The following is a 22,268-nucleotide window of genomic DNA, read 5'->3' as shown; positions in this document are numbered from 1 at the left end:
TAAATGAGAAGAAGTCTTTTTATTGAATTATTTATTGCTAGTATATTTTTTCATAAAGGACTCTGCTTTTTCTACCATTTTAGTGCTTCCGCAAAAAATAGGAGATCTTTCATGTAGTTCTTTAGGTTTAATATCCATAATTCTTATATGTCCATCAGTTGCTTTACCTCCAGCCTGTTCTGTTAAAAAAGCCATAGGATTACATTCGTACAGTAATCGTAATTTTCCATTGGGTGCTTTAGAGCTTGTTGGGTAAATATAAATACCTCCTTTAACCATGTTTCTATGAAAATCTGAAACCATAGACCCTATATATCTATAGGTATAAGGCCTGTTATCTTTTTCTTCTTGACCATATTTTATGTAATCCTTAACACCTTGCGGAAAATGTGCATAATTACCTTGATTAATGGAGAAGATGTTTCCTTCTTCTGGAAACTTCATGTCTGGATGGGAGAGATAAAAGCTACCTATGGCTGGGTTAAGCGTAAAACCATTAACACCATGTCCAGTGGTGTAAACTAACATAGTTGATGTGCCATAAACAATATATCCCGCAGCTACTTGCTTATTGCCTTCTTGTAAAAAATCTTCTTTTCTTACAGGCATACCTGGTGGTGTTATTCTTCTGTAAACTGAGAAAATGGTACCTACAGATACATTCACGTCAACATTAGAAGAGCCATCTAGTGGGTCAATAAGTAATACATATTTATTGTCGTGGGCATTGTATTTCCCTTGTATGGTTATAAAATCGTCTTCTTCTTCACTTGTAATACCACAAACAATTTCTCTGTTAATTAAAGCAGACTTAAATATCTCATTGGCATAAACATCAAGTTTTTGTTGATCTTCGCCTTGAATATTAGTTTCGCCAACTGCTCCAAGAATATCAACTAATCCAGCTTTATTTACCTCATGATTAACAATTTTTGCAGCTAATTTAATTGAGGTAAGTAATCGCGAAAGTTCTCCTGAAGAATATTTAAAATCATGCTGATTATTAATGATAAACTCACCTAAGGTACTGTAATTTTTATCCCCCATAAAAATAGTATACTGTTATTAAGATTTTAAACTCGAGTAATCATTAAATTCTCATTGCTTAATATCAAAACTAACTTTTCAAAATGGGTAAAGTATCCTGCGTTATCCTGTAATTGTTTTTTTAAGTTAGATTATTATTTAATGTTGTTGGGGAATTGCTTATTCATTTTTAATATCTTAATACTTTTAAAATCATTAATAATTTAATGGTGCTACGATTTTATAAAGTGTAAAATTGACAATAATTAAATTATTAAATAAGCATAACACATCCTGTTATTTTACTTCTTGTAAACTATGAAACTATGTTTCTTATAGTAAATATTTATCCTTGCGGTACAGTACAGGATACAAAAGTTTATTTTGAAATATATTTTTGGTGTATTATTATTTATCTTAACAATTAACATGGAAGAAATTACTAAAAGTTTTAAATACGTTGATTATTTGTGGGACGAAGCAAAAGCGGCTTCATTTGGTGACAACCAAGTAGATTTGTTTTTGTACCGTTCTAATATTTTAGGAGCAGATTTAAGAATCACTAATTATGGTGGTGGAAATACAAGTTGCAGAACCATTGAAAAGGACCCACTTACTAACGAAGATGTAGAGGTGATGTGGATTAAAGGATCAGGTGGAGATATAGGTACTTTAAATAGAAGTGGTATTGCAGGTATTTATACCAAGAGACTAAGAGACTTAAAAAATGTTTACGGAGGTTTAGAGGATGAAGATAGAATGGTGGGCTTATTTAATCACTGTATTTATGATTTAGATAGTAAAGCTCCATCTATTGATACACCGCTTCATGGTTTATTACCATTTGCCCACATAGATCATTTACATCCAGACGCTTTAATTGCAGTAGCAGCTGCAAAAGATAGTCAGCAAGTAACCAAAGAGATTTGGGGAGATACAATGGGTTGGGTGCCTTGGCAACGACCAGGTTTTGATTTAGGACTACAAATAGAAAAATGTTTAGCAGACAACCCAGGTATTCGTGGAATTGTATTAGGAAGCCATGGTTTATTTACATGGGGAGATACCTCGTATGAATGTTATATGAATAGTTTAGAAGTTATTGAAATGGCTTCTGAATTTATTGCTAAGAAAATAAAAGAAAAAGGAAGTGTTTTTGGAGGGCAAAAAATACAAAGCTTACCAAAAGAAGAGCGTTTAGAAAAAGCAGCTCAAATCATGCCTTTATTAAGAGGTTTATGTTCTTCAGAAAATAGAATGATAGGTCATTTTTCTGACACTGATGTGGTAATGGAGTATATAAACAGTAATGATTTAGAACGATTGGCTCCTATGGGAACCTCTTGTCCAGATCACTTCTTGAGAACAAAAATTCAGCCTTTAGTTTTAACTTTAGATAAAAATGAAGATTTATCAGATGCTGATGCTATACTCAAAAAGTTAGAGCCAGCTTTTGAAGCATACAGGCAAGAATATGCAGATTACTATAATACTTGTAAAAAAGCTAATAGTCCTGCAATGCGTGATGCAAACCCAGTAATTATTATTTATCCGGGTGTTGGTATGTTCAGTTTTGCAAAAAACAAACAAACAACTCGTGTAGCAAATGAGTTTTACATCAATGCTATTAACGTAATGCGAGGCGCAGAAGCTATTACAGAGTACACATCTTTACCAAGACAAGAAGCTTTCGATATTGAGTACTGGTTATTAGAAGAAGCAAAGTTACAACGTATGCCAAAAGAGCAGCCGTTATCTCGTAAAGTAGCTTTAATTACCGGTGCTGGAGGTGGAATAGGTAAAGCCATAGCAGATAAATTAGCTGCAGAAGGAGCTAATGTAGTTTTAACAGATATAAATGAAGAAAGCTTAAAAGAAGCTCATGCAACATATAAAAGAGATGTTTCAACTTATGCGGTTTGTGATGTAACTAATACTGACTCTATAGCAAATGCTTACAAAAAAGCATGTATTGAATTTGGAGGAGTAGATATTATAGTTCACAGTGCAGGATTAGCTATTTCTAAGCCTCTATTGGAAACAACAGATAAAGATTGGAATATTTTACAAGGTATTTTAGTTAAAGGTCAGTTTGACTTAGCGAAGCAATTCTCTGCTATAACACGTAAGCAGGGTCTTGGTGGTGATTATATTGCTATAGCAAGTAAAAATGGTTTAGTGGCAGGACCTAATAATGTAGCTTATGGTACTGCAAAAGCAGCGCAGCAACATATGGTACGATTATTAGCGGCTGAATTAGCAAAAGATAAAGTAAGAGTAAATACCGTAAACCCTGATGGCGTAATTGTAGGAAGCAAGATATGGGAAGGTGCTTGGGCAGAAGGAAGAGCAAAAGCAAATGGTATTACTGTAGAAGAATTGCCAGCATTTTATGCTAAAAGAAATCTATTAAATGAAATCATCACACCAGATGATATTGCGAATGGCGTATTCTCTCTAGTAGGAATACTAGACAAGTCTACGGGAAACATTATTAATGTTGATGGTGGAATGGCAAATGCATTTGTTAGATAAATATATAAGAAATTAGTTAGTTGTTTAGTTTTTAAAAACTTCCATAAATTCTAAATTGAAGTTATGGAGGTTTTTTTATAAGAAGTTAAAGTCATGAAAATACAAAAAGATCAAATTTTAGATTACAACAAAAAAGGATTAGAAAATCACAACGAGAGTTTTGATTTTTTAGCAAATAAATTGACAAAAAACGGACATAATATTGACGATATTGTTTCAAAATTAGTGTCATTTCAAGTTGCAATACCAAGTTGGGCGTTAGGAGCTGGTGGTACTCGCTTTGGACGTTTTTCTTTTTATGGAGAACCTTCTAATCTAGAACAAAAAATAGACGATATTGGTGTTTTACACAATTTAACTCAAACAGCTGGAGCGGTATCATTACATATTCCTTGGGATATTCCTTCGGATTATGCAGCTGTAAAAGAACAAGCAGATGCTTTAAATATAAAATTTGATGCTGTAAACTCTAACACATTTCAAGACCAAAAAGATGCTTCTGAAAGTTATAAATACGGTTCGTTGAGTAATACGAGTCAGGCAGTAAGAGAACAGGCCATACAACATAATCTAGATGTAATTGAAATAGGAAACAAACTAGGTTCAAAAGCGTTAACTGTTTGGTTGGCAGATGGGTCTTGTTTTCCTGGACAGAATAATTTTCAAACAGCTTTTCAAAATACACAAGACAGCTTAATAGATATTTACAAAGGTTTGCCAGACGATTGGAAGATGTTGGTAGAATACAAACCTTACGAGCCAAACTTTTATAGTACAGTTATCCAAGATTGGGGTGCTTCTTTAATGTTAGCAAATGGTTGTGGAGATAAAGCTTATACACTTGTAGATTTAGGACATCACTTACCAAATTCAAACATCGAACAAATTGTATCGATTTTACAACTAAAAGGAAAATTAGGTGGTTTTCACTTTAATGATAGCAAATATGGTGATGACGATTTAACTGTTGGTAGTATAAAACCTTATGCATTATTCTTAATCTTTAACGAATTAGTATATGGTATGCAAAATAATCCGCAGAATCCAGATTTAGCTTGGATGATAGATGCCAGTCATAATGTTAAAGATCCATTAGAAGATTTAATACAATCATTAGAGGCAATACAAGAAGCATATGCTAAGGCTATGCTAATTGATCAAGCTGCACTTAAAGCTGCACAAATAGATAATGATGTTGTAAAATGTCAAGAAATTTTACAAGGTGCTTACAGAACAGATGTAAGGCCATTACTTGAAAAAGCACGCTTAAATGCTGGCGGTGTATTAAACCCAATTAATGCTTATAGAGCATTAGATGTTAGAGGAAATCTTATTAAAGAGAGAGGTAAGAATACTGTTGCTACAGGACTTTAATTTTTAAAGTATGAAAAAGGTAACTGCAGTTTTTGATATTGGTAAAACCAATAAAAAGTTTTATTTATTCGATAAGAATTTTAAAGAAGTTCATAAGGAGTATATTTCTTTTGACGAAATAGAGGATGAAGATGGGCATCCAACTGAAAACCTTCCAGCATTGAAAGAATGGCTTAAAACCGTATTTAATCAAATACTAAAAACGAATAAGTACGAGGTTAAAGCGATAAATTTTTCAACCTATGGAGCCAGTTTTGTTCATATAGATAAATACGGTAATCCATTAACGCCACTTTATAACTATACTAAACCATTACCTGAAAGTATTGTAAATGAGTTTTTTGAAACATATGGTCCAAGAGAAGAGTTTTTAAAAAATACAGGATGTGCCGATTTAAGTATGCTAAATTCTGGTTTACAACTGTATTGGTTGAAAAAACAAAAGCCTGAAGTTTTCAAAAAAATTCAATACTCCTTACACTTACCACAATACCTTAGTTATATTTTTACAGGTATTCCTTTAAGTGAATACACAAGTATAGGTTGTCATACTGCACTATGGGATTACGGAAAGAAAGACTACCATAGTTGGGTTTATAATGAAGGTATCAATAAAATTTTACCTACTATAGTTTCAACCGAAACAAGTATTAATATGAATTATAATGGAAACCGAATTAAAATAGGCGTAGGTATTCATGATAGTTCTGCTGCATTGCTTCCGTATGTAAGAAGCCTTAAGAAAAAATTTGTTTTAGTGTCAACTGGAACATGGAGTATCGTATTCAATCCATTTACTGAAAAACCTATTTCAGATGATGTTAATGATAAAGATGCTATTAATTACATGCGTATTAATGGAAAGCCAGTAAAAGCTACCCGCATGTTTTTAGGTAATGAATATAAAGTTCAGGTTGCCAAACTTGATAAACAATTTGGTGTTGAAGAAGATTACCATCGTACCGTTAAGTTTGATTATGATACATATTTTGAAATCATTAAAGACTTCAAACATTGTTATAAATGGGAGAGTATAATAGATGAGGATATGCCTGAAAAAACGCAAATATCTTATCATAAGTACGAACACGCTTACCATCAATTAATGGCAGAGCTTGTTCTCATACAAATCAAATGTATCAAAGAGGCATTAGGAGATGATCATATTGCTAGAATATATGTAGATGGTGGCTTTAGCAATAATGATATTTATATTAAGTTATTATCTCATTATTTCAGAGATAAAAAAATTAGTACTACTGATGCATCACTTGGTTCTGCATTAGGAGCAGCAATTTCTATATCAGACAATAAATTAAATTCAAAATTCTTAAAAGAGAATTATGCTCTAAAAAAGCATGTCCCGTTCATAGTTAGTGGATAATAATTTCAATTAGTAAATAACAGTTTAATAAAACACATTTCTTTTCAATTCCAAATCATTCAAAATGTCAAAAAATATAGAACTAGTTCACCCACGAAATCAAATTACAGAAATTATAAGTAGAGTTTATAAAAGAGGAATGACAACCACTTCAGGAGGTAATATTTCTATTATAGATGATGAAGGGAATATTTGGGTGACACCTTCAGCAATAGATAAAGGCTCTTTAAGAGCATCAGATATTATTTGTGTAAAAAAAGACGGTACTATTATTGGTAAGCATAAACCGTCCTCAGAGTTTCCATTTCATAAAGCTATTTATGAAGCAAGGCCAGATATTAAATCTGTAATCCATGCGCATCCACCAGCTTTGGTGTCATTTAGTATTGTTCGTCAAATTCCAAATACAAATATCATTTCGCAAGCAAAACACATTTGTGGTCCCATAGGATACGCAAAATATAGATTACCTGGTAGTGAAGATTTAGGTGAAGTAATTGCAGATGAATTTAAAAAAGGATACAAAGCTGTTATCATGGAAAATCACGGAACTGTTTTAGGTGGAAGTGATTTAACAGATGCTTATGAACGTTTTGAAGCTTTAGAGTTCTGTGCAAGTACAATACTGTATGGATCTCAAATAGGTGCTCCTAAATACTTAACAGATGAACAGATTGATGAATTTGAATCTCAGGCTACAGGAGTTCTTCCAGAAATGCAAAGTACAAGTTACACCTCTGAAGAAGTAGAAAAACGATTAGAAATATGTAAAATAGTTCAACGCTCTTGTGAACAAGGTCTAATGATAAGTTCTTATGGAACAGTGTCTATGCGTTGGAAAGACAACGACTTTTTAATAACTCCAACTGGAGCTAATAGATGGGATTTAGATTTAGAAGATATCGTTCAAATAAAGGACGGTAAGCGAGAAGCTGGAAAAACACCGAGTAGAGCAACTTGGATTCATCAAGAAATTTACAATAAAAATCCTGATGTGAATTCAATTATAATGACGCAATCACCTTATTTAATGGCTTTTGGTGTAACAGGTACTCATTTAAATGTAAGAACAATTCCTGAAAGCTGGATTTTCTTGCAAGACATAAACTTTTTGAAATATGGAGATCATTTCAGAAAAAATAATAACTCGGAAATGGTTGAAGATTGTGCAACTGCATTAATTATAGAGAATGATTCGGTGATTGTGACTGGAGACAAATTATTACAAACATTTGATTATCTTGAAGTTGCAGAATTTAGTGCTAAATCTATTGTTCTAGGCCATTCTTTGGGAGAAATGGTGCCAATAAATGATGAACAGGTTGAGGATTTAAGAAAAAAGTTTTTATCATAAAACAATAAATAGTCATGGAAATAAAAATTGACACCAGATACCCGTCTATTGATGATTTAAGATCTAGGGCGAAAGAAAAAATACCAAAGTTTGCTTTTGAGTATTTAGACGGAGGGTGTAATGAAGATGTAAATTTATATCGTAATACATCAGAGCTTAGAGAGGTTCAATTAAAACCAAACTATTTAAGACAGCATCACGGATCGTCTCAAAAAACTAATCTATTTGGGATTGAATATGATGCGCCATTTGGTATTGCGCCAGTAGGGCTTCAAGGGTTAATGTGGCCAAATTCACCAGAAATTTTAGCTAAAGCTGCTTTTGAACACAATATTCCATTTATTCTTAGCACGGTTACAACTACAAGTATTGAACGCGCTGCAGAATTAACAGAAGGTAAAGCATGGTTTCAATTGTATCATCCTACAGAAGATAGCTTGCGAGATGATATTATTAAAAGAGCAGAATCTGCTGAATGTCCAGTTTTAGTTATCCTTTGTGATGTGCCTAGTTTTGGATTTAGGCCTCGCGATATAAGAAACGGTTTGGCTATGCCACCCAAGATGAACTTAAGTAATATATTGCAAGCTTTTGGTAGACCGCATTGGAGTTTACAGACTCTAAAACATGGTATACCTAACTTTGCAAACTTACTGCCTTATATGCCTAAAAACTTAGATTTAAAACAGTTAGGTAAATTCATGGACCAAACTTTCTCAGGAAGGTTGAATGAGGAAAAAATTAAACCTATCCGAGATATGTGGAAAGGTAAACTTGTTTTAAAAGGTGTAGCTTCAGAATATGATGCGGAACAGGCAATCAGACTGGGATTAGACGGTATAATAGTTTCAAATCATGGTGGACGCCAACTAGATGCAGGGCAATCTACAATTAAGCCATTAGCGACTATCGCTGAAAAATATGGAGACCAAATAGAGGTTATGATGGATAGTGGTATTCGTTCAGGACCAGATGTTGCTAGAGCCATGGCTAGTGGTGCTAAGTTTACCTTTATGGGACGCTCATTTATGTATGGTGTTTCAGCTTTAGGGAAAAAAGGAGGGAACCATACTATATCATTGTTAAAAACAGAATTACAACAAGTTATGGAACAATTGTGTTGTGAGAAAACAACAGATTTTCCTAATCATTTAATAAAATAGTACTTATAAATTGTATGTAAAAATGAATTATTAACCAAATTCTTTTAATGCATAATTAATCCAACTAAAACTTATGAAACATTATAAACAATACATTAATGGACAATTTGTAGACTCAAAAGCTACATCTGTTATTGAAATATTAAATCCATGTACTGAAGAAGTAATTAGCACTATTTCTTCAGGAACTGTAGATGATGCCAATAATGCCTTAGAGGCTGCCCAAGCTGCACAACCAGCATGGGAAGCACTTCCGGCTATTCAAAGAGCTAGTTTTTTACATAAGATGGCTGACGTTATTAGAGAAAACAGAGTTTTTTTAGCAGAAACACTTTCTAAAGAACAAGCTAAAGTTATTGGTTTAGCACAAGTTGAAATAGATGTAACTGCAGATTACTTTGATTATAATGCAGGTTGGGCCCGCAGAATAGAAGGAGAGATAATTCAAAGTGATAGAGAAAAAGAACATATTTATCTTCACAAAGTTCCTATTGGAGTAGCTGTGGGTATCTGTCCTTGGAACTTTCCATTTTTTGTAATGGCTCGTAAAGTAGCAGCATCCTTAATAACGGGTAATACCTGTGTTATTAAGCCAAGTTCTGAGGCTCCTAATACTGTAATGGAGTTTGCAGACTTTATTCAAAAGATAAATTTACCAGCAGGTGTTTTAAATTTTGTTTGTGGATCAGGTAGAACGGTAGGTAATGCGCTTTCAAAAAGCCCTATTACGGGTATTATTAGTTTAACAGGAAGTGTTGGTGCTGGTCAAAAAATTATAGCTGCAGCGGCTGAAAATATTACAAAAGTATCATTAGAGTTAGGAGGAAAAGCTCCAGCCATTGTTTGTGCTGATGCTAATATGGAATTAGCATTAAATTCTATAGTATCATCAAAAGTGATTTTTAGCGGACAAGTTTGTAATTGTGCTGAGCGCGTTTATGTTGAAGATAGTATTTATGATGAGTTTGTTGATAAACTTACTAAAAAAATGAGTCAAGTTACTGTTGAAGATGCTCTAACAGGAACAAATGCAGATATGAGTAGTTTGGTTTCTAAGTCGCAGATTGACAAGATTTCTGAAATGGTTGAATTTGCCAAAAAAGAAGGAGCAGAAGTATTAGTTGGCGGTAAGCGACCAGATAAATTTGATAGAGGTTATTTTTATGAGCCAACTGTTTTAACAAATTGTAGTCAGGATAGTCAAATTATTCAAGAGGAAGTTTTTGGACCTGTTTTGCCTGTCATGAAATTTAATACTTTAGATGAAGCCATTGCAATGTCTAATGACTCAGAATTTGGATTAACATCTTCAATATTTTCAGAAAACTTTAATAACATTATGAGAGCTACAAATGGTCTGCATTTTGGAGAGACTTATGTAAATAGAGAACATTTTGAGGCAATTCAAGGTTTTCATGCTGGTTGGAAAAAATCAGGAGTAGGTGGTGCAGATGGTAAATATGGTATGGAAGAATATTTACATACTCGAGTTGTATATGCTAAATATTATTAAAATATTTTCAAAAAAAAATTAAAAAACTCAGCTGTTTAGGCTGAGTTTTTTATTTCTAATATTTAAGAACGTTAAACTATTTTCGAGAATATTTTTTTAGTATATTTTGTCTTTATTCAATGTAATAATCTTTAACAAAACTGACCCAGTTTTTATGTGGTATTTTGTTTTTAGATTTGAATTAATGTCATAAATCAATAATATATTTTCAATATTAGAACTGCTTAAAAGCTTTATTTTTAAACAGTTTTTATTTAAAGAAAAACCTCATAGTACAGGATGGAATACTTCATGAATAAATTTACTTTGGTGCAAATAAGATTAATATAAAATTATAAAAATGACTAAAATTTTAAATTTGACTGTAATTGTTTTTACAATCATTTGTTTTACAAGCTGTTCACAAACAAAAAAAGACGACACACCTTGGCAGTTATTAATAAAAGGCGACACTTTAGATGGCTGGAATATTAAGGGCGGAAATGCTACATATGTTGTTGAGGATGGTGTGGTAACTGGTACAACAGTAAAGAATACCCCTAATACTTTTTTAACAACAAATACCTATTATGATGATTTTATATTGGAGTTAGATTTCTTGGTAGATCCTAGTATGAACTCAGGTATTCAAATAAGATCAAATAGTTTTCCTTATTATAGAGATGGTATTGTACATGGTTATCAGATTGAAATTGATCCATCAAAGCGCGCTTGGAGTGCAGGTATTTATGATGAGAAAAGAAGAAAATGGTTAAATCCTTTAACTGATAATCCTGAAGCTCAAAAAGCATTCAAACAAAACGAATGGAATCATTACAGAGTTGAGGCTATTGGAGACACAATTAAAACTTGGATAAATAATGTACCAGCAGCTTATTTGATAGATGATAAAACAGCATCAGGTTTTATTGGATTACAAGTACATAGTATTCACGGTGATAAGAAAGAAGGAACTACTATCTCATGGAAAAATGTAAAAATTCTAACTGAAAATTTAGATAAATATTCACAAAAATCACCATTAAAACCAATTATAACAAAAAATCAATTAACTATAGATGAGAAGAAACAAGGTTGGAAAATGCTTTGGGACGGTGAGACTACAAATGGATGGCGTGGAGCAAAATTAGATGCTTTTCCAGAACAAGGATGGGAAATTAAAGATGGTGAATTAATTGTATTATCATCAGGCGGAGCAGAATCTGCAGCAGGTGGCGATATAGTTACAGAAGAATTGTATGGGGATTTTGAATTACAAGTAGATTTTAAATTAACTGCTGGAGCTAATAGTGGTATTAAATATTATGTAGATACTAATCTTAATAAAGGACCCGGTTCTTCTATTGGTTTAGAGTATCAAATTTTAGATGATGCGTTGCACCCAGATGCAAAACTTGGGAGTCACGAAGGTAGTAGAACAGTTTGCTCATTATATGATTTAATTCAAGCGAATCCAGAAAAACCTATGAATGCTATTGGAGAATGGAATAGCGCTTACATTATTTCAAAAAATAAACATGTTGAACATTGGCTTAATGGCATGAAAGTCTTAGAATACGAACGCGGTAGCGAAGCATTCTTAAAACTAGTTTCAGAAAGTAAATATGACAAATGGCCAGGTTTTGGTTTATTAGAAAAAGGGCAAATCTTACTGCAAGATCATGGAGATAGAGTTGCTTTTAAAAATATTAAAATTAAATCACTTTAAATATTATGACATCAAGAAGAAACTTTATAAAGAAAACAACATTAGCAGGAGCTGCAGTAACTATAGGGAATTCTGCTATGGCCATGTCAGCTAAAAGTTATAATAATATTATTGGGTCTAACGAACGCTTAAATGTTGCTATAGCAGGATTAGGACGAAGAATGGGGGCTTTTAAACAACCAATTGCACTAAAAGAAAGCAACGTGAAATTATTGTATCTATGTGATGTTATGGAAAGTCAGCGTTTAAAGGGACTAGAAGCTTTTAGAGAGCACATAAATTACAAACCAAAATTAGAAAACGATATACGAAAAGTGTTGGATGATAAAAATGTTGATGTTTTAATAAATGCAACACCAGACCATTGGCATACACCAGGTTCTATTATGGCAATGAAAGCAGGGAAACATGTTTACGTAGAGAAGCCATGTAGTCATAATATGTATGAAAATGAGCAACTTGTTAAAGCTTCAAAGCATTTTAATAAAGTGGTTCAAATGGGAAATCAGCAACGTTCATCAGGACATACTATAGAAATTATTAACGAAATCCATAACGGAGTAATTGGAAAACCATACAAAGCAGTAGCTTTTTATAATAACAGACGTGGAAGAGTACCTTTACAGAAAAGCGCAGCCATACCAGAAGGTTTAGATTGGGATTTATGGCAAGGTCCAGCACCAAGAAGAGATTATACATCAGAAACTTGGAATTATAACTGGCATTGGTACGGTTGGAGTTATGGAACTGCTGAAGCAGGAAATAATGGAACACATGAGTTGGATGTTGCAAGATGGGCATTAAAGGTAGATTTTCCACAGAGTGTTTATGTAGAAGCAGAGAAGCGTCATTTTTCAGATGATGGATGGGAAATGTATGATGATATGGAGGCTACCTTTAAATTCGAAGACAATAAGGTTATTAAATGGGACGGAAAGTCAAGAAATAGTTACAGTACTTATGGATCAGGACGCGGAACTGTTATTTATGGAACAGAAGGTTCTGTATTTGTAAACAGGAATAAATATATTTTATATGACCGCAAAGGTATGTTAGTTAAAGAATTTGACTCAGCATCTAAAGAAGCCGGAACAGCACTAGGTGGTGGTGGAGACACCTCAACTAAACATGTTCAAAATATGTTTGATACTATTCGTGGGAAGGCTAAATTAACTGCGCCAATTGATGATGCTAGTAAAAGTATGGCTATGGTGCATTATGCAAACATATCTTATAGAGTGAACAAAGGTTTTGATATTGATGACAAAACAGGTAAAATGTTCGATAGAGATGCTATGAAACTGTGGTCTCGTACATATGAGTCTGGCTGGGATCCAGTATTTTAAAAACAATGGATAGACGTAAATTTTTAATAAAAGGAGGTGCAGCAACTGCGGCTTTAATAACCAGTACATCAGTACTTGCCAATATTGGCAATCCATATAATTCAAAAAAAATTAATATTGGAATAATTGGTACCGGCCAACGAGGAGCTGGGTTAATTCCATTTATAAATGAAATAGAAAATTTAAATGTTTATGCATGTTGTGATACGATTCCTTTTCGCTTAGAAAAAGGGTTAGCAAGAACAAATGGTTCTGCAATAGGTTACAATAATTATAAAGATTTATTAAATGATAAAGATGTAGACGCTGTTTTAGTTGCTACACCATTTAACGCACATTCTCAAATAGCTATTGATGCTGTTGATGCTGGCAAACACGTGTATTGTGAGAAAACACTAGCTAAAGGATATGATGGTATTAGAAATTTGGTTGCCAAAGTAAAAACTTCTGAAGTAATATTTCAAACAGGTCATCAATACCACAGTTCAAGGTTATACACACATGTTGTAAAACTTATAAAAGAAGGTAAAGTTGGAAATATTTCTGCTTTTGAATGCCAATGGAATAGGCATGGAAATTGGAGACGACCAGTACCTGATCCAAGTTTAGAAAAAGCTATAAACTGGAGAATGTATAAAGAGTTTTCAGGAGGTCTTGTAGCAGAATTATGCTCACATCAAATAGATTTTGTTAATACCATTTTAGAAGAAAATCCTCTACAAGTGATGGGTACTGGAGGTGTTGATTATTGGAAAGACGGACGCGAAACTTATGACAATATTCATTTAATATACAACTATCCAAATGGTGTTGAAGCTAAATTCACTTGTTTAACGACTAATGCTAAAGAAGGTTATCAAATTAAGGTAATCGGAGATAAAGGTACCATGATAATCACTACAAACTCAGCTAAGTTTTATCCAGAAGGGATTAAAAATAGAAAAGTAAAAGCAAAAAAACAGCAAGATGTAGATGGGGTTTCTGGAGCAACATGGCAAAAAGATGATGAAGGTTATGGTGAGCCAATTCAGATAAAACACGACAACCCAAGCAAGCAAGCGCTTTTAGATTTCAGAGACAGTATTTTAGATTCAAAGGAGCCTGTTTCTAATGTAGTTACAGGTGCTAAAGCAGCTGTTTGTGTTCAAATGGGATTAGATGCTATGTATAATAATAAAATTATTGAATGGGATTCTAAATTTGAAGTTGAATAATGAATTCGCAAAGAATATTATTTATTTTTAACTTGTTTCTATTATCATGTTTGTCATTTTCACAAGTCATTGAATCAAAAGGAGTATGGCAAACCTTAGAAACAATAAATAGCCCTGTAGCACGTCATGAAAATAGCTTTGTTCGTGTTAAAAATAAGTTTTATTTACTCGGTGGTCGCGGTATAAAACCAATTTCAATTTATAATGTAAAGACGAATACTTGGAGTCAAGGAGCAAAACCACCTGTAGAGATTCATCATTTTCAAGCTGTTACCTATAAAGGAAATATTTACATATTTGGAGCTATGACTGGTAAGTACCCATACGAAACGCCATTACCCAATATTCTAATTTATAATCCTAAAAAAGATATTTGGGTTGAAGGCGCTGAAATCCCAAAAGAAAGACGTCGTGGTTCTGCGGGTGTCGTTATTCAAAAAAACAATGCATATATAGTTAGTGGTATTGTAGATGGACATAATAGTACACATGTACCTTGGGTAGATGTTTATGATTTTAAAACCAAAATATGGAAAATTTTAAAAGATGCCCCCAGACCAAGAGATCATTTTCATGCTGCAATTAACGATGGTAAAATTTATGCTGTTGGTGGTAGAAATTCTTCTTACGCTACGAAGCAAACATTTCAATTAACCATTCCAGAAGTAGACGTTTATGATATTGATACAAATAATTGGACGACTTTAGGTAAGGAAAATAATATTAACGTTCAACGTGCTGGAGCATCTTGTGTATTCTTAGGAGATGATTTGGTATTAATAGGAGGAGAAAGTATATCTCAAAAAGAGGCACATCAAGATGTTGATGCATATAATATAAAAACAAAAACTTGGAGAAAGCTTAATAATTTAAAAAGAGGCAGACATGGTTCTCAGGCCATAGTTTATAAAAAAGAGATTTATATAGTTGCAGGAAGTGGTAATAGAGGTGGTAAACCCGAGTTATATTCTATGGAAAAATTCACAAAAAATAAATAATTACGATTTGCAAAAATTTATTAGACATAGTGTTTGTTTCTTACAAAATTATACCGCTTAACATATTCTATTTTTAATATAAAAAAGCAGTAAATTAATTTAGAGAAACAATTTTATATTATATTTGCAAACCAGAACAGAACAGAACGGTTTAATGAGTATAAATCTAACCATTAATAGTAATAGTGAAGTACCAAAATATCAGCAATTGGTAAACGCTATAAATAACGAACTTGCAAATAACAAGTTAAAAAGTGGTGATGCATTACCTTCTGTTAATTATATATGTAATACTTATCAATTATCCAGAGATACTGTATTTAAATCTTATTCTATTCTCAAGGAACAAGGCGTTATAGAGTCAGTTCCCAATAAAGGGTATTACATTGCAAATGATACGCGAAAAGTACTATTGGTGTTAGATACTTTTAAAGCTTATAAAGAAGTAGTTTATCATTCTTTTGTAAATAATTTACCCGATAATATTATTACAGATGTTCAATTTCATCATTATAATATTGACAACTTCAAAACTATTTTGAATAACAGTAAGGGGAAGTATTATAAGTATATTGTTATGACGTTTAATCATGATGATGTCCCTTCGGTGCTTTCAGATATTGACAACGAGAAGTTGTTGCTTATAGATTGGAGCATACACTCTAATGAAGATAGTAATTATGTGTTTCAAGATTTTGGTAAAGCTTTTTTTGAAGCCTTAAAGCCAGCTAATAGTATTTTTAAAAAATATAAGAAACTAATTTTTCTTTATCCAACATTTACGTTTCACCCAGAGGAAACTATTGATTATTTTAAAAAATATTGCAAATTATTTCAATTTGACTATGAGATAATATCAAACCCAAAATTATTTGAGGTAAAAAAGAATGTAGCATATATCTCAACTAGCGATAGAATGTTAGGGCAATTTTTAGAACAATGTAAAACAAATAATTTAGAACCTGGTGTAGATGTAGGCTTTCTATCCTATAACGAAACACCAACTAAAAAATTTATTTATAAAGGCATTTCGGTTATTTCAACAGATTTTAAAGCATTAGGAACCAAAGCAGCAGAATTTGTAACTCAAGATAAACCGATGCAACATTATGTACCAACAAAATTAATAATTAGAGACTCATTATAAAATGAATTATTACTTAGGATTAGACATAGGAAGTTCATCTATTAAAGCCGCTTTAGTAGAAGTAGAATCAGGTAAAAGTTTAGGTGTAGTGCAAGAACCAAAAGAAGAAATGGGAATGTACGCCGCAAAAAACGGATGGGCAGAACAAAGTCCAAACGATTGGTGGAAACACATTTGCAACGCTATTACACAATTAAAAAAGAAGTATAACGTAAGCAAAACCCAAATTAAAGGTATAGGTATTTCTTATCAAATGCATGGGCTTGTCGTAATAGACAAAGAAGGTAACCCTCTTCGTAAAAGTATTATTTGGTGTGATAGTAGAGCAGTTGAAACAGGTAATACAGCTTTTAATGAGATTGGAAACGATACCTGTGCTACAAACCTTTTAAATTCTCCTGCAAACTTTACTGCTTCAAAATTAAAATGGGTAAAAGATAACGAACCAGACATTTATAATAAGATTTATAAATTCATGCTCCCAGGAGATTATGTAGCATATAAATTTTCCAATACAATAAATACGACTATTTCAGGATTGTCAGAAGGTATCTTTTGGAATTTCAAAGAAGACAATGTAGCTGATTTTTTATTAGAACATTATGGTATAGATAAAGCCTTAGTTCCAGATATTGTTGAAACATTTGGAGTACAATCTACAGTTGATGAGAAAGGAGAAGCAGAAAGTGGTATTGCCGCTGGAACGCCTATTTTTTACAGAGCAGGAGATCAACCAAACAACGCTTTGTCATTAAACGTTTTCAATCCCGGCGAAGTAGCAGCAACAGGAGGGACTTCAGGTGTGGTTTATGCAGTAACTGATAGTTTATCTGCCAAAGAAAGTTCAAGGGTAAATAACTTTGCCCATGTCAATTATCAAAAAGGTGCAGATCCAAGAATTGGTAAGTTACTATGCGTAAATGGCGCAGGTATTCAGTACCGCTGGTTACTTAATAATTTAGCAGTAAGCTCTTATGAAGAGATGAATACGTTGGCATCAGAAATTCCAGTAGGATCGGATGGCGTTTGTTTAATTCCTTTCGGAAATGGCGCAGAACGTATGCTAAATAACAAAGAAATAGGTACGCGTATCGTCAACATGAATTTAAACAATCATCACAAAGGGCATATGTGTAGAGCAGCCCTAGAAGGGATTGCGTTTTCATTTGTATACGGTATGGAAATCATGACATCAGACGGTATAAAACCAAGCGTAATTCGTGCTGGAAACGATAATCTATTCCGCTCAGAAATTTTCGCAAATACAGTAGCCACTTTAATTGAGCAGGAAATAGAAATTTACAATACAACTGGTGCTATAGGAGCAGCCCGAGCAGCAAATTTACACAATGGTGATTTTGAAGCCTTCGGAAAGGCTATTATGGATAACGACCATGTTATGACGTTTATGCCATTTAAAGACAAGAAACCTTATCTAGAAGCTTATAATAATTGGAAAAATGAATTAGAACTTATAATAAATAAAAAATAGTTGGGCGTTACCCAAGGGTCGGGCTTTACGTTGCAAGTCCTCGCTCGTACCTCGCTGTGGGCTTTCCACTGTAATCCCTAACGCAATATAGAACAAGAATTAAGCAAAGACATAAATATAAAAACACAAATAAATATTTTAATTATGGCAAATACAGAGTATTTTAAAGGAATAGACAAAATTAAATTTGAGGGGAAAGATTCAGATAACCCATTAGCATTTAAATACTACAATCCGGATCAAGTTGTAGCAGGAAAATCAATGAAAGATTGGTTTAAATTCTCAATAGCTTATTGGCATACGTTCTGTGGTCAAGGTTCAGATCCATTTGGTCCAGGAACACAAAACTTCGCATGGGACCAATCATCAGATCCTATTCAAGCAGCAAAGGACAAAGCAGATGCCGCTTTTGAATTTATAGGTAAAATGGGCTTTGATTATTTCTGTTTTCACGATTTCGATTTAATCCAAGAAGGAGCAACCTTTGCAGAATCAGAACAAAGATTAGCAACCATTACAGATTATATCAAAGACAAACAAGCCGCTAGTGGTGTTAAATTATTATGGGGAACAGCAAACTGTTTTTCAAACCCACGCTACATGAATGGTGCTTCCACAAATCCAGATTTCGATGTAGTAGCCAGAGCAGGAGGGCAGATTAAATTAGCACTAGATGCAACCATAAAATTAGGTGGTGAAAACTACGTATTCTGGGGTGGTAGAGAAGGTTATATGTCTTTGTTAAATACAGATATGGGACGTGAGCTAGACCACATGGGGCAGTTTTTAGGTATGGCAAGAGACTATGCACGTAGTCAAGGTTTTAAAGGGAATTTCTTTATTGAGCCAAAACCTATGGAACCATCAAAACACCAGTACGATTTTGATACAGCAACAGCTATCGGGTTCTTAAAGGAATACGGATTAGATAAAGATTTCAAAATAAATATAGAAGTAAATCACGCTACTTTAGCACAACATACATTCCAACACGAAATTGAAACAGCTGCAAAAGCAGGTATGTTGGGAAGTTTAGATGCTAACAGAGGTGATTATCAAAATGGATGGGATACAGACCAGTTCCCTAATAACATTCAAGAAACCACAGAGGCTATGTTGGTTTTCCTTAAAGCAGGAGGCTTACAAGGTGGTGGTGTTAATTTTGATGCTAAAATCAGAAGAAACTCTACAGATTTAGACGATGTATTTCACGCACACATTGGTGGTGCAGATACTTTTGCTCGTGCTTTATTAATTGCAGATAAAATCATAACTTCATCGCCTTATGAAAAATTAAGAAAAGAGCGTTACAGTTCTTTCGATTCAGGTAAAGGAAAAGATTTTGAAAATGGTAAATTAAGTTTACTAGATTTATACAAAATCGCGCAAGAAAACGGCGAACTACAATTGAAAAGTGGTAAACAAGAGTTGTTTGAGAATATTATTAATCAATACATATAATAACCAAAAGATGTTTCAGGTTTTAAAACCTGAAACATCTTTAAATATTAATTAACTAAATATAAATTATGGGAACATCAAAAAATTCAGGGTATTTAATAAAACTAACCCTTGTAGCAACACTAGGAGGGCTCTTATTTGGGTATGATACTGGAGTAATTTCAGGAACCGTAGGTTCTTTAGATAGCTTTTTTGTAGAACCTAAAGGTTTATCAGAAGCAGCAGCAAATGCATTTAAGGGATTTCTGGTGGCAAGTGCTTTAATTGGTTGTATTATTGGTGGTATTTTTGGCGGACTTGTAAGTAAAAAGTTGGGTAGAAAAAAAGGATTAATTCTCGCTGCGATATTATTTTTAATCTCTGCTTTGGGATCTGCAATGCCTGAAATGGGTCTTGCACCAATTGGAGAATTAGATCATACGTTTTCCACAATTTTTATATGTTATAGAATTATAGGTGGTATCGGTGTTGGTTTAGCATCTATGTTATCTCCTCTTTATATTGCAGAAATTGCACCTGCAGATAGTAGAGGTAAACTGGTGTCTTTTAATCAGCTGGCAATTGTTGGTGGTTTTATGGTTGTTTATTTTGTAAACTATTTTATTTCTAGAGGCGGTGGATCAGATGCATGGTTAAATGAAGTAGGTTGGAGATGGATGTTTGCTTCAGAAGTTATTCCTGCAGGATTGTTTTTAGGCTTATTGTTTTTCGTACCAGATACACCACGTTCGTTAATGCTTAAAAATAAACCAGAAGAAGCATTAGATGTTCTTAAAAAAGTAAATGGAGAGGAAGAAGGAAACAGAATTTTAGCTGAAATTAAAAGATCAGTTACAGAAACTCAAAGTTCTGGAAAATTATTATCATATGGCTGGGGTATTATACTTATTGGTATTGCACTCTCTGTATTTCAACAATTTGTGGGCATAAATGTGGTATTATATTATGCGCCAGAGATATTTAAATCTATTGATCCTAATACAGATGGCGCTTTACTATTAACCATTATTGTGGGTATTGTAAACTTTTTATTCACAATTATAGCAGTTAAAACAGTTGATAAGCGTGGTAGAAAACCGTTAATGCTTATCGGTGCATTAGGTATGGCAGTAGCTATGCTAGCTTTAGGATTTGTGTTTTTCTCAGGAGCAACAGGATATTTAGCTTTAGGATGTATGATGCTTTATGTTGCAAGTTTTGCATTAAGTTGGGGACCTGTAGTTTGGGTTTTACTTTCAGAAATATTCCCTAATAAAATTAGAGGAAAAGCTATGGCAGTTGCAGTTGCAGCTCAATGGATTTCTAATTATTTAGTATCGTTAACGTTCCCAATGATGAATGATAATACAGCTTTAACCGAACAATTTAATCATGGTTTTGCATATTGGGTTTACGGTATTATGTCTTTATTGGCTATGTGGTTTGTTTGGAAATTTGTGCCTGAAACAAAAGGTAAAACTTTAGAAGAGATGGAGAGCCTTTGGAAGAAATAAATCAAAAATGATTTCTTTGAGGTAAAAAAGATAGAATCCCGTTTTTACGGGATTTTATCTTTTTAAGATATTAATAATCTTCTCTTTAATTTTTGTTGCTTAACTTACAGAGTAGTTACGTCTTTTTAAAATCGCTTTAAAAACAATATTATTTTACTTTCTTTTGAAGTTTTGTAGTATCAGTTAGCTTGTTTATAATAATTTTAGGATTCCCATAAAGATTAATACTACTAGAGCCTGTGGCGTCAATAGTAATATTGTCTAAAACTTCCAGATGAGCATCACTATTAATTTCGCAAACTACTTCACAAGAATTGATTGTAAAGTTTTTTCCTCCAAAAAGTGTATTATTGTCTAATTCTAATTTTGCTGTTTCACTTGTACCTTCAATATTTACAGAGGCACGTTGGTATAATATTGCAGTGATATCCGTGGTATTAACAAGAGCTTCTAGTTTACTATTTCCACTTAGACTAAGGTTACAATTCTCTGAGGTTAAGTTTAGTTTTATTTTAGATTTATCATCACTATTTAAATCAAAATTATCTGATTTTATAGTTAATCCAGCTTTTGATGAGCCTCTGGTTTTTAATGTTGCATTCTCTAAATCCATAGTGGCTAAAGATAATATTTCAGCATTATCAGAGGTTTCAATATGTTTTAAAGCATTATTATAAGTAACTTTAATACTCAATCTCTTTTTTGAAGTTATTCTGATGGTTTTATTGAAAGTTAGCACGCTATCAATAACCTGAAACTCTATAAATTCGTGTAGATTTTCATCGGTTTCAATTTCTACGTAAGGATTTTTATCATATATAATTTCAACTTCAAAGTCTTCATCTAGGGCTATGGTGTGATAGGGTTCAATGCTAGTTTGAAGTTTAGTAACGTTTCTATTACCCTTTATTTTTTCTGAAGTTTGTGCTTTGCAAAAGGAAAATGATAATAAGCTAAAAAAAACAAATGTTAAGATTTTTTTCATTGTTTAATGGATTAATTTCAAATATTATTAGATATGACACGAGAGATACACTATAGTCACTAACAAATGTAAAGC

The 22,268-nt window shown here is 33.0% G+C and carries 16 protein-coding genes; 14 read left to right on the top strand and 2 right to left on the bottom strand.

What is annotated here, in order from left to right; translation table 11 throughout:
* Positions 1-27: 27 nt before the first annotated feature.
* Positions 28-1,047, bottom strand: coding sequence for a class 1 fructose-bisphosphatase (gene fbp / locus ABD939_RS00775; protein WP_345163272.1), 1,020 nt, complete (start codon positions 1,045-1,047; stop codon positions 28-30).
* A gap of 408 nt (positions 1,048-1,455) precedes the next feature.
* Between fbp and ABD939_RS00770 the strand changes: the two genes are divergently transcribed.
* The 14 genes from ABD939_RS00770 to xylE all read left to right on the top strand — a co-directional run bounded on the left by ABD939_RS00770 (position 1,456) and on the right by xylE (position 21,208).
* On the top strand, positions 1,456-3,561 hold the full coding sequence (locus tag ABD939_RS00770) for a bifunctional aldolase/short-chain dehydrogenase (RefSeq protein ID WP_345163268.1): 2,106 nt from the start codon (positions 1,456-1,458) through the stop codon (positions 3,559-3,561).
* Between the two features lie 93 nt (positions 3,562-3,654).
* Positions 3,655-4,935 carry a sugar isomerase gene (locus ABD939_RS00765; RefSeq protein ID WP_345163264.1) on the top strand — a complete coding sequence of 427 codons (1,281 nt, stop codon included), beginning with the start codon at positions 3,655-3,657 and terminating at the stop codon, positions 4,933-4,935.
* A 10-nt stretch (positions 4,936-4,945) separates the two neighbouring features.
* On the top strand, positions 4,946-6,319 hold the full coding sequence (locus ABD939_RS00760) for an FGGY-family carbohydrate kinase (RefSeq protein ID WP_345163262.1): 1,374 nt from the start codon (positions 4,946-4,948) through the stop codon (positions 6,317-6,319).
* A 64-nt stretch (positions 6,320-6,383) separates the two neighbouring features.
* Positions 6,384-7,673: a class II aldolase/adducin family protein gene (locus ABD939_RS00755; RefSeq protein ID WP_345163259.1), complete on the top strand. Its 1,290-nt coding sequence runs from the start codon at positions 6,384-6,386 to the stop codon at positions 7,671-7,673.
* 14 nt (positions 7,674-7,687) lie between these two features.
* The gene (locus ABD939_RS00750) at positions 7,688-8,836 is read left to right on the top strand and encodes an alpha-hydroxy acid oxidase (protein ID WP_345163255.1); all 1,149 of its coding nucleotides are present in this window, start codon (positions 7,688-7,690) and stop codon (positions 8,834-8,836) included.
* A 73-nt stretch (positions 8,837-8,909) separates the two neighbouring features.
* On the top strand, positions 8,910-10,349 hold the full coding sequence (gene aldA / locus ABD939_RS00745) for an aldehyde dehydrogenase (protein ID WP_345163251.1): 1,440 nt from the start codon (positions 8,910-8,912) through the stop codon (positions 10,347-10,349).
* Positions 10,350-10,689: 340 nt separating this feature from the next.
* Positions 10,690-12,057 carry a 3-keto-disaccharide hydrolase gene (locus ABD939_RS00740; protein WP_345163248.1) on the top strand — a complete coding sequence of 456 codons (1,368 nt, stop codon included), beginning with the start codon at positions 10,690-10,692 and terminating at the stop codon, positions 12,055-12,057.
* 5 nt (positions 12,058-12,062) lie between these two features.
* Positions 12,063-13,403, top strand: a complete 1,341-nt coding sequence (locus ABD939_RS00735) for a Gfo/Idh/MocA family protein (protein ID WP_345163245.1) — start codon at positions 12,063-12,065, stop codon at positions 13,401-13,403.
* A gap of 5 nt (positions 13,404-13,408) precedes the next feature.
* Positions 13,409-14,617: a Gfo/Idh/MocA family protein gene (locus ABD939_RS00730; protein WP_345163242.1), complete on the top strand. Its 1,209-nt coding sequence runs from the start codon at positions 13,409-13,411 to the stop codon at positions 14,615-14,617.
* Positions 14,617-15,615 carry a Kelch repeat-containing protein gene (locus ABD939_RS00725; RefSeq protein WP_345163240.1) on the top strand — a complete coding sequence of 333 codons (999 nt, stop codon included), beginning with the start codon at positions 14,617-14,619 and terminating at the stop codon, positions 15,613-15,615. Before ABD939_RS00730 ends, ABD939_RS00725 begins: the two co-directional genes overlap by 1 nt.
* Positions 15,616-15,769: 154 nt before the next feature.
* Entirely contained in the window at positions 15,770-16,762 is a 993-nt protein-coding gene (locus ABD939_RS00720; protein ID WP_345163238.1) for a GntR family transcriptional regulator, read from the top strand.
* Between the two features lies 1 nt (position 16,763).
* A complete protein-coding gene (locus tag ABD939_RS00715) occupies positions 16,764-18,254 on the top strand; it encodes a xylulokinase (RefSeq protein WP_345163236.1) in 1,491 nt (496 codons plus the stop codon).
* 144 nt (positions 18,255-18,398) lie between these two features.
* Positions 18,399-19,715 (top strand): xylose isomerase, encoded by a 1,317-nt coding sequence (gene xylA / locus ABD939_RS00710; RefSeq protein ID WP_425550270.1) that lies wholly within the window; start codon positions 18,399-18,401, stop codon positions 19,713-19,715.
* Between the two features lie 68 nt (positions 19,716-19,783).
* Positions 19,784-21,208 carry a D-xylose transporter XylE gene (xylE, locus tag ABD939_RS00705; RefSeq protein ID WP_345163234.1) on the top strand — a complete coding sequence of 475 codons (1,425 nt, stop codon included), beginning with the start codon at positions 19,784-19,786 and terminating at the stop codon, positions 21,206-21,208.
* 148 nt (positions 21,209-21,356) lie between these two features.
* Here the strand turns inward: xylE and ABD939_RS00700 are convergent, their stop codons facing one another.
* Positions 21,357-22,193 (bottom strand): GIN domain-containing protein, encoded by an 837-nt coding sequence (locus ABD939_RS00700; protein ID WP_345163231.1) that lies wholly within the window; start codon positions 22,191-22,193, stop codon positions 21,357-21,359.
* Positions 22,194-22,268: the final 75 nt, after the last annotated feature.

Origin of the sequence: Algibacter aquimarinus (genome assembly GCF_039543265.1) — a bacterium.
GTDB classification, from domain to species: domain Bacteria; phylum Bacteroidota; class Bacteroidia; order Flavobacteriales; family Flavobacteriaceae; genus Algibacter_B; species Algibacter_B aquimarinus.
The sequence above is the reverse complement of the archived record's forward strand: the minus strand, read 5'-3'. Positions and strand labels throughout refer to the sequence as shown.

Coding starts and splice junctions, on each gene's coding strand:
- fbp (WP_345163272.1), bottom strand. CDS start 1,047: ATGGGGGATAAAAATTACAGTACCTTAGGTGAGTTTATCATTAATAAT.
- ABD939_RS00770 (WP_345163268.1), top strand. CDS start 1,456: ATGGAAGAAATTACTAAAAGTTTTAAATACGTTGATTATTTGTGGGAC.
- ABD939_RS00765 (WP_345163264.1), top strand. CDS start 3,655: ATGAAAATACAAAAAGATCAAATTTTAGATTACAACAAAAAAGGATTA.
- ABD939_RS00760 (WP_345163262.1), top strand. CDS start 4,946: ATGAAAAAGGTAACTGCAGTTTTTGATATTGGTAAAACCAATAAAAAG.
- ABD939_RS00755 (WP_345163259.1), top strand. CDS start 6,384: ATGTCAAAAAATATAGAACTAGTTCACCCACGAAATCAAATTACAGAA.
- ABD939_RS00750 (WP_345163255.1), top strand. CDS start 7,688: ATGGAAATAAAAATTGACACCAGATACCCGTCTATTGATGATTTAAGA.
- aldA (WP_345163251.1), top strand. CDS start 8,910: ATGAAACATTATAAACAATACATTAATGGACAATTTGTAGACTCAAAA.
- ABD939_RS00740 (WP_345163248.1), top strand. CDS start 10,690: ATGACTAAAATTTTAAATTTGACTGTAATTGTTTTTACAATCATTTGT.
- ABD939_RS00735 (WP_345163245.1), top strand. CDS start 12,063: ATGACATCAAGAAGAAACTTTATAAAGAAAACAACATTAGCAGGAGCT.
- ABD939_RS00730 (WP_345163242.1), top strand. CDS start 13,409: ATGGATAGACGTAAATTTTTAATAAAAGGAGGTGCAGCAACTGCGGCT.
- ABD939_RS00725 (WP_345163240.1), top strand. CDS start 14,617: ATGAATTCGCAAAGAATATTATTTATTTTTAACTTGTTTCTATTATCA.
- ABD939_RS00720 (WP_345163238.1), top strand. CDS start 15,770: ATGAGTATAAATCTAACCATTAATAGTAATAGTGAAGTACCAAAATAT.
- ABD939_RS00715 (WP_345163236.1), top strand. CDS start 16,764: ATGAATTATTACTTAGGATTAGACATAGGAAGTTCATCTATTAAAGCC.
- xylA (WP_425550270.1), top strand. CDS start 18,399: ATGGCAAATACAGAGTATTTTAAAGGAATAGACAAAATTAAATTTGAG.
- xylE (WP_345163234.1), top strand. CDS start 19,784: ATGGGAACATCAAAAAATTCAGGGTATTTAATAAAACTAACCCTTGTA.
- ABD939_RS00700 (WP_345163231.1), bottom strand. CDS start 22,193: ATGAAAAAAATCTTAACATTTGTTTTTTTTAGCTTATTATCATTTTCC.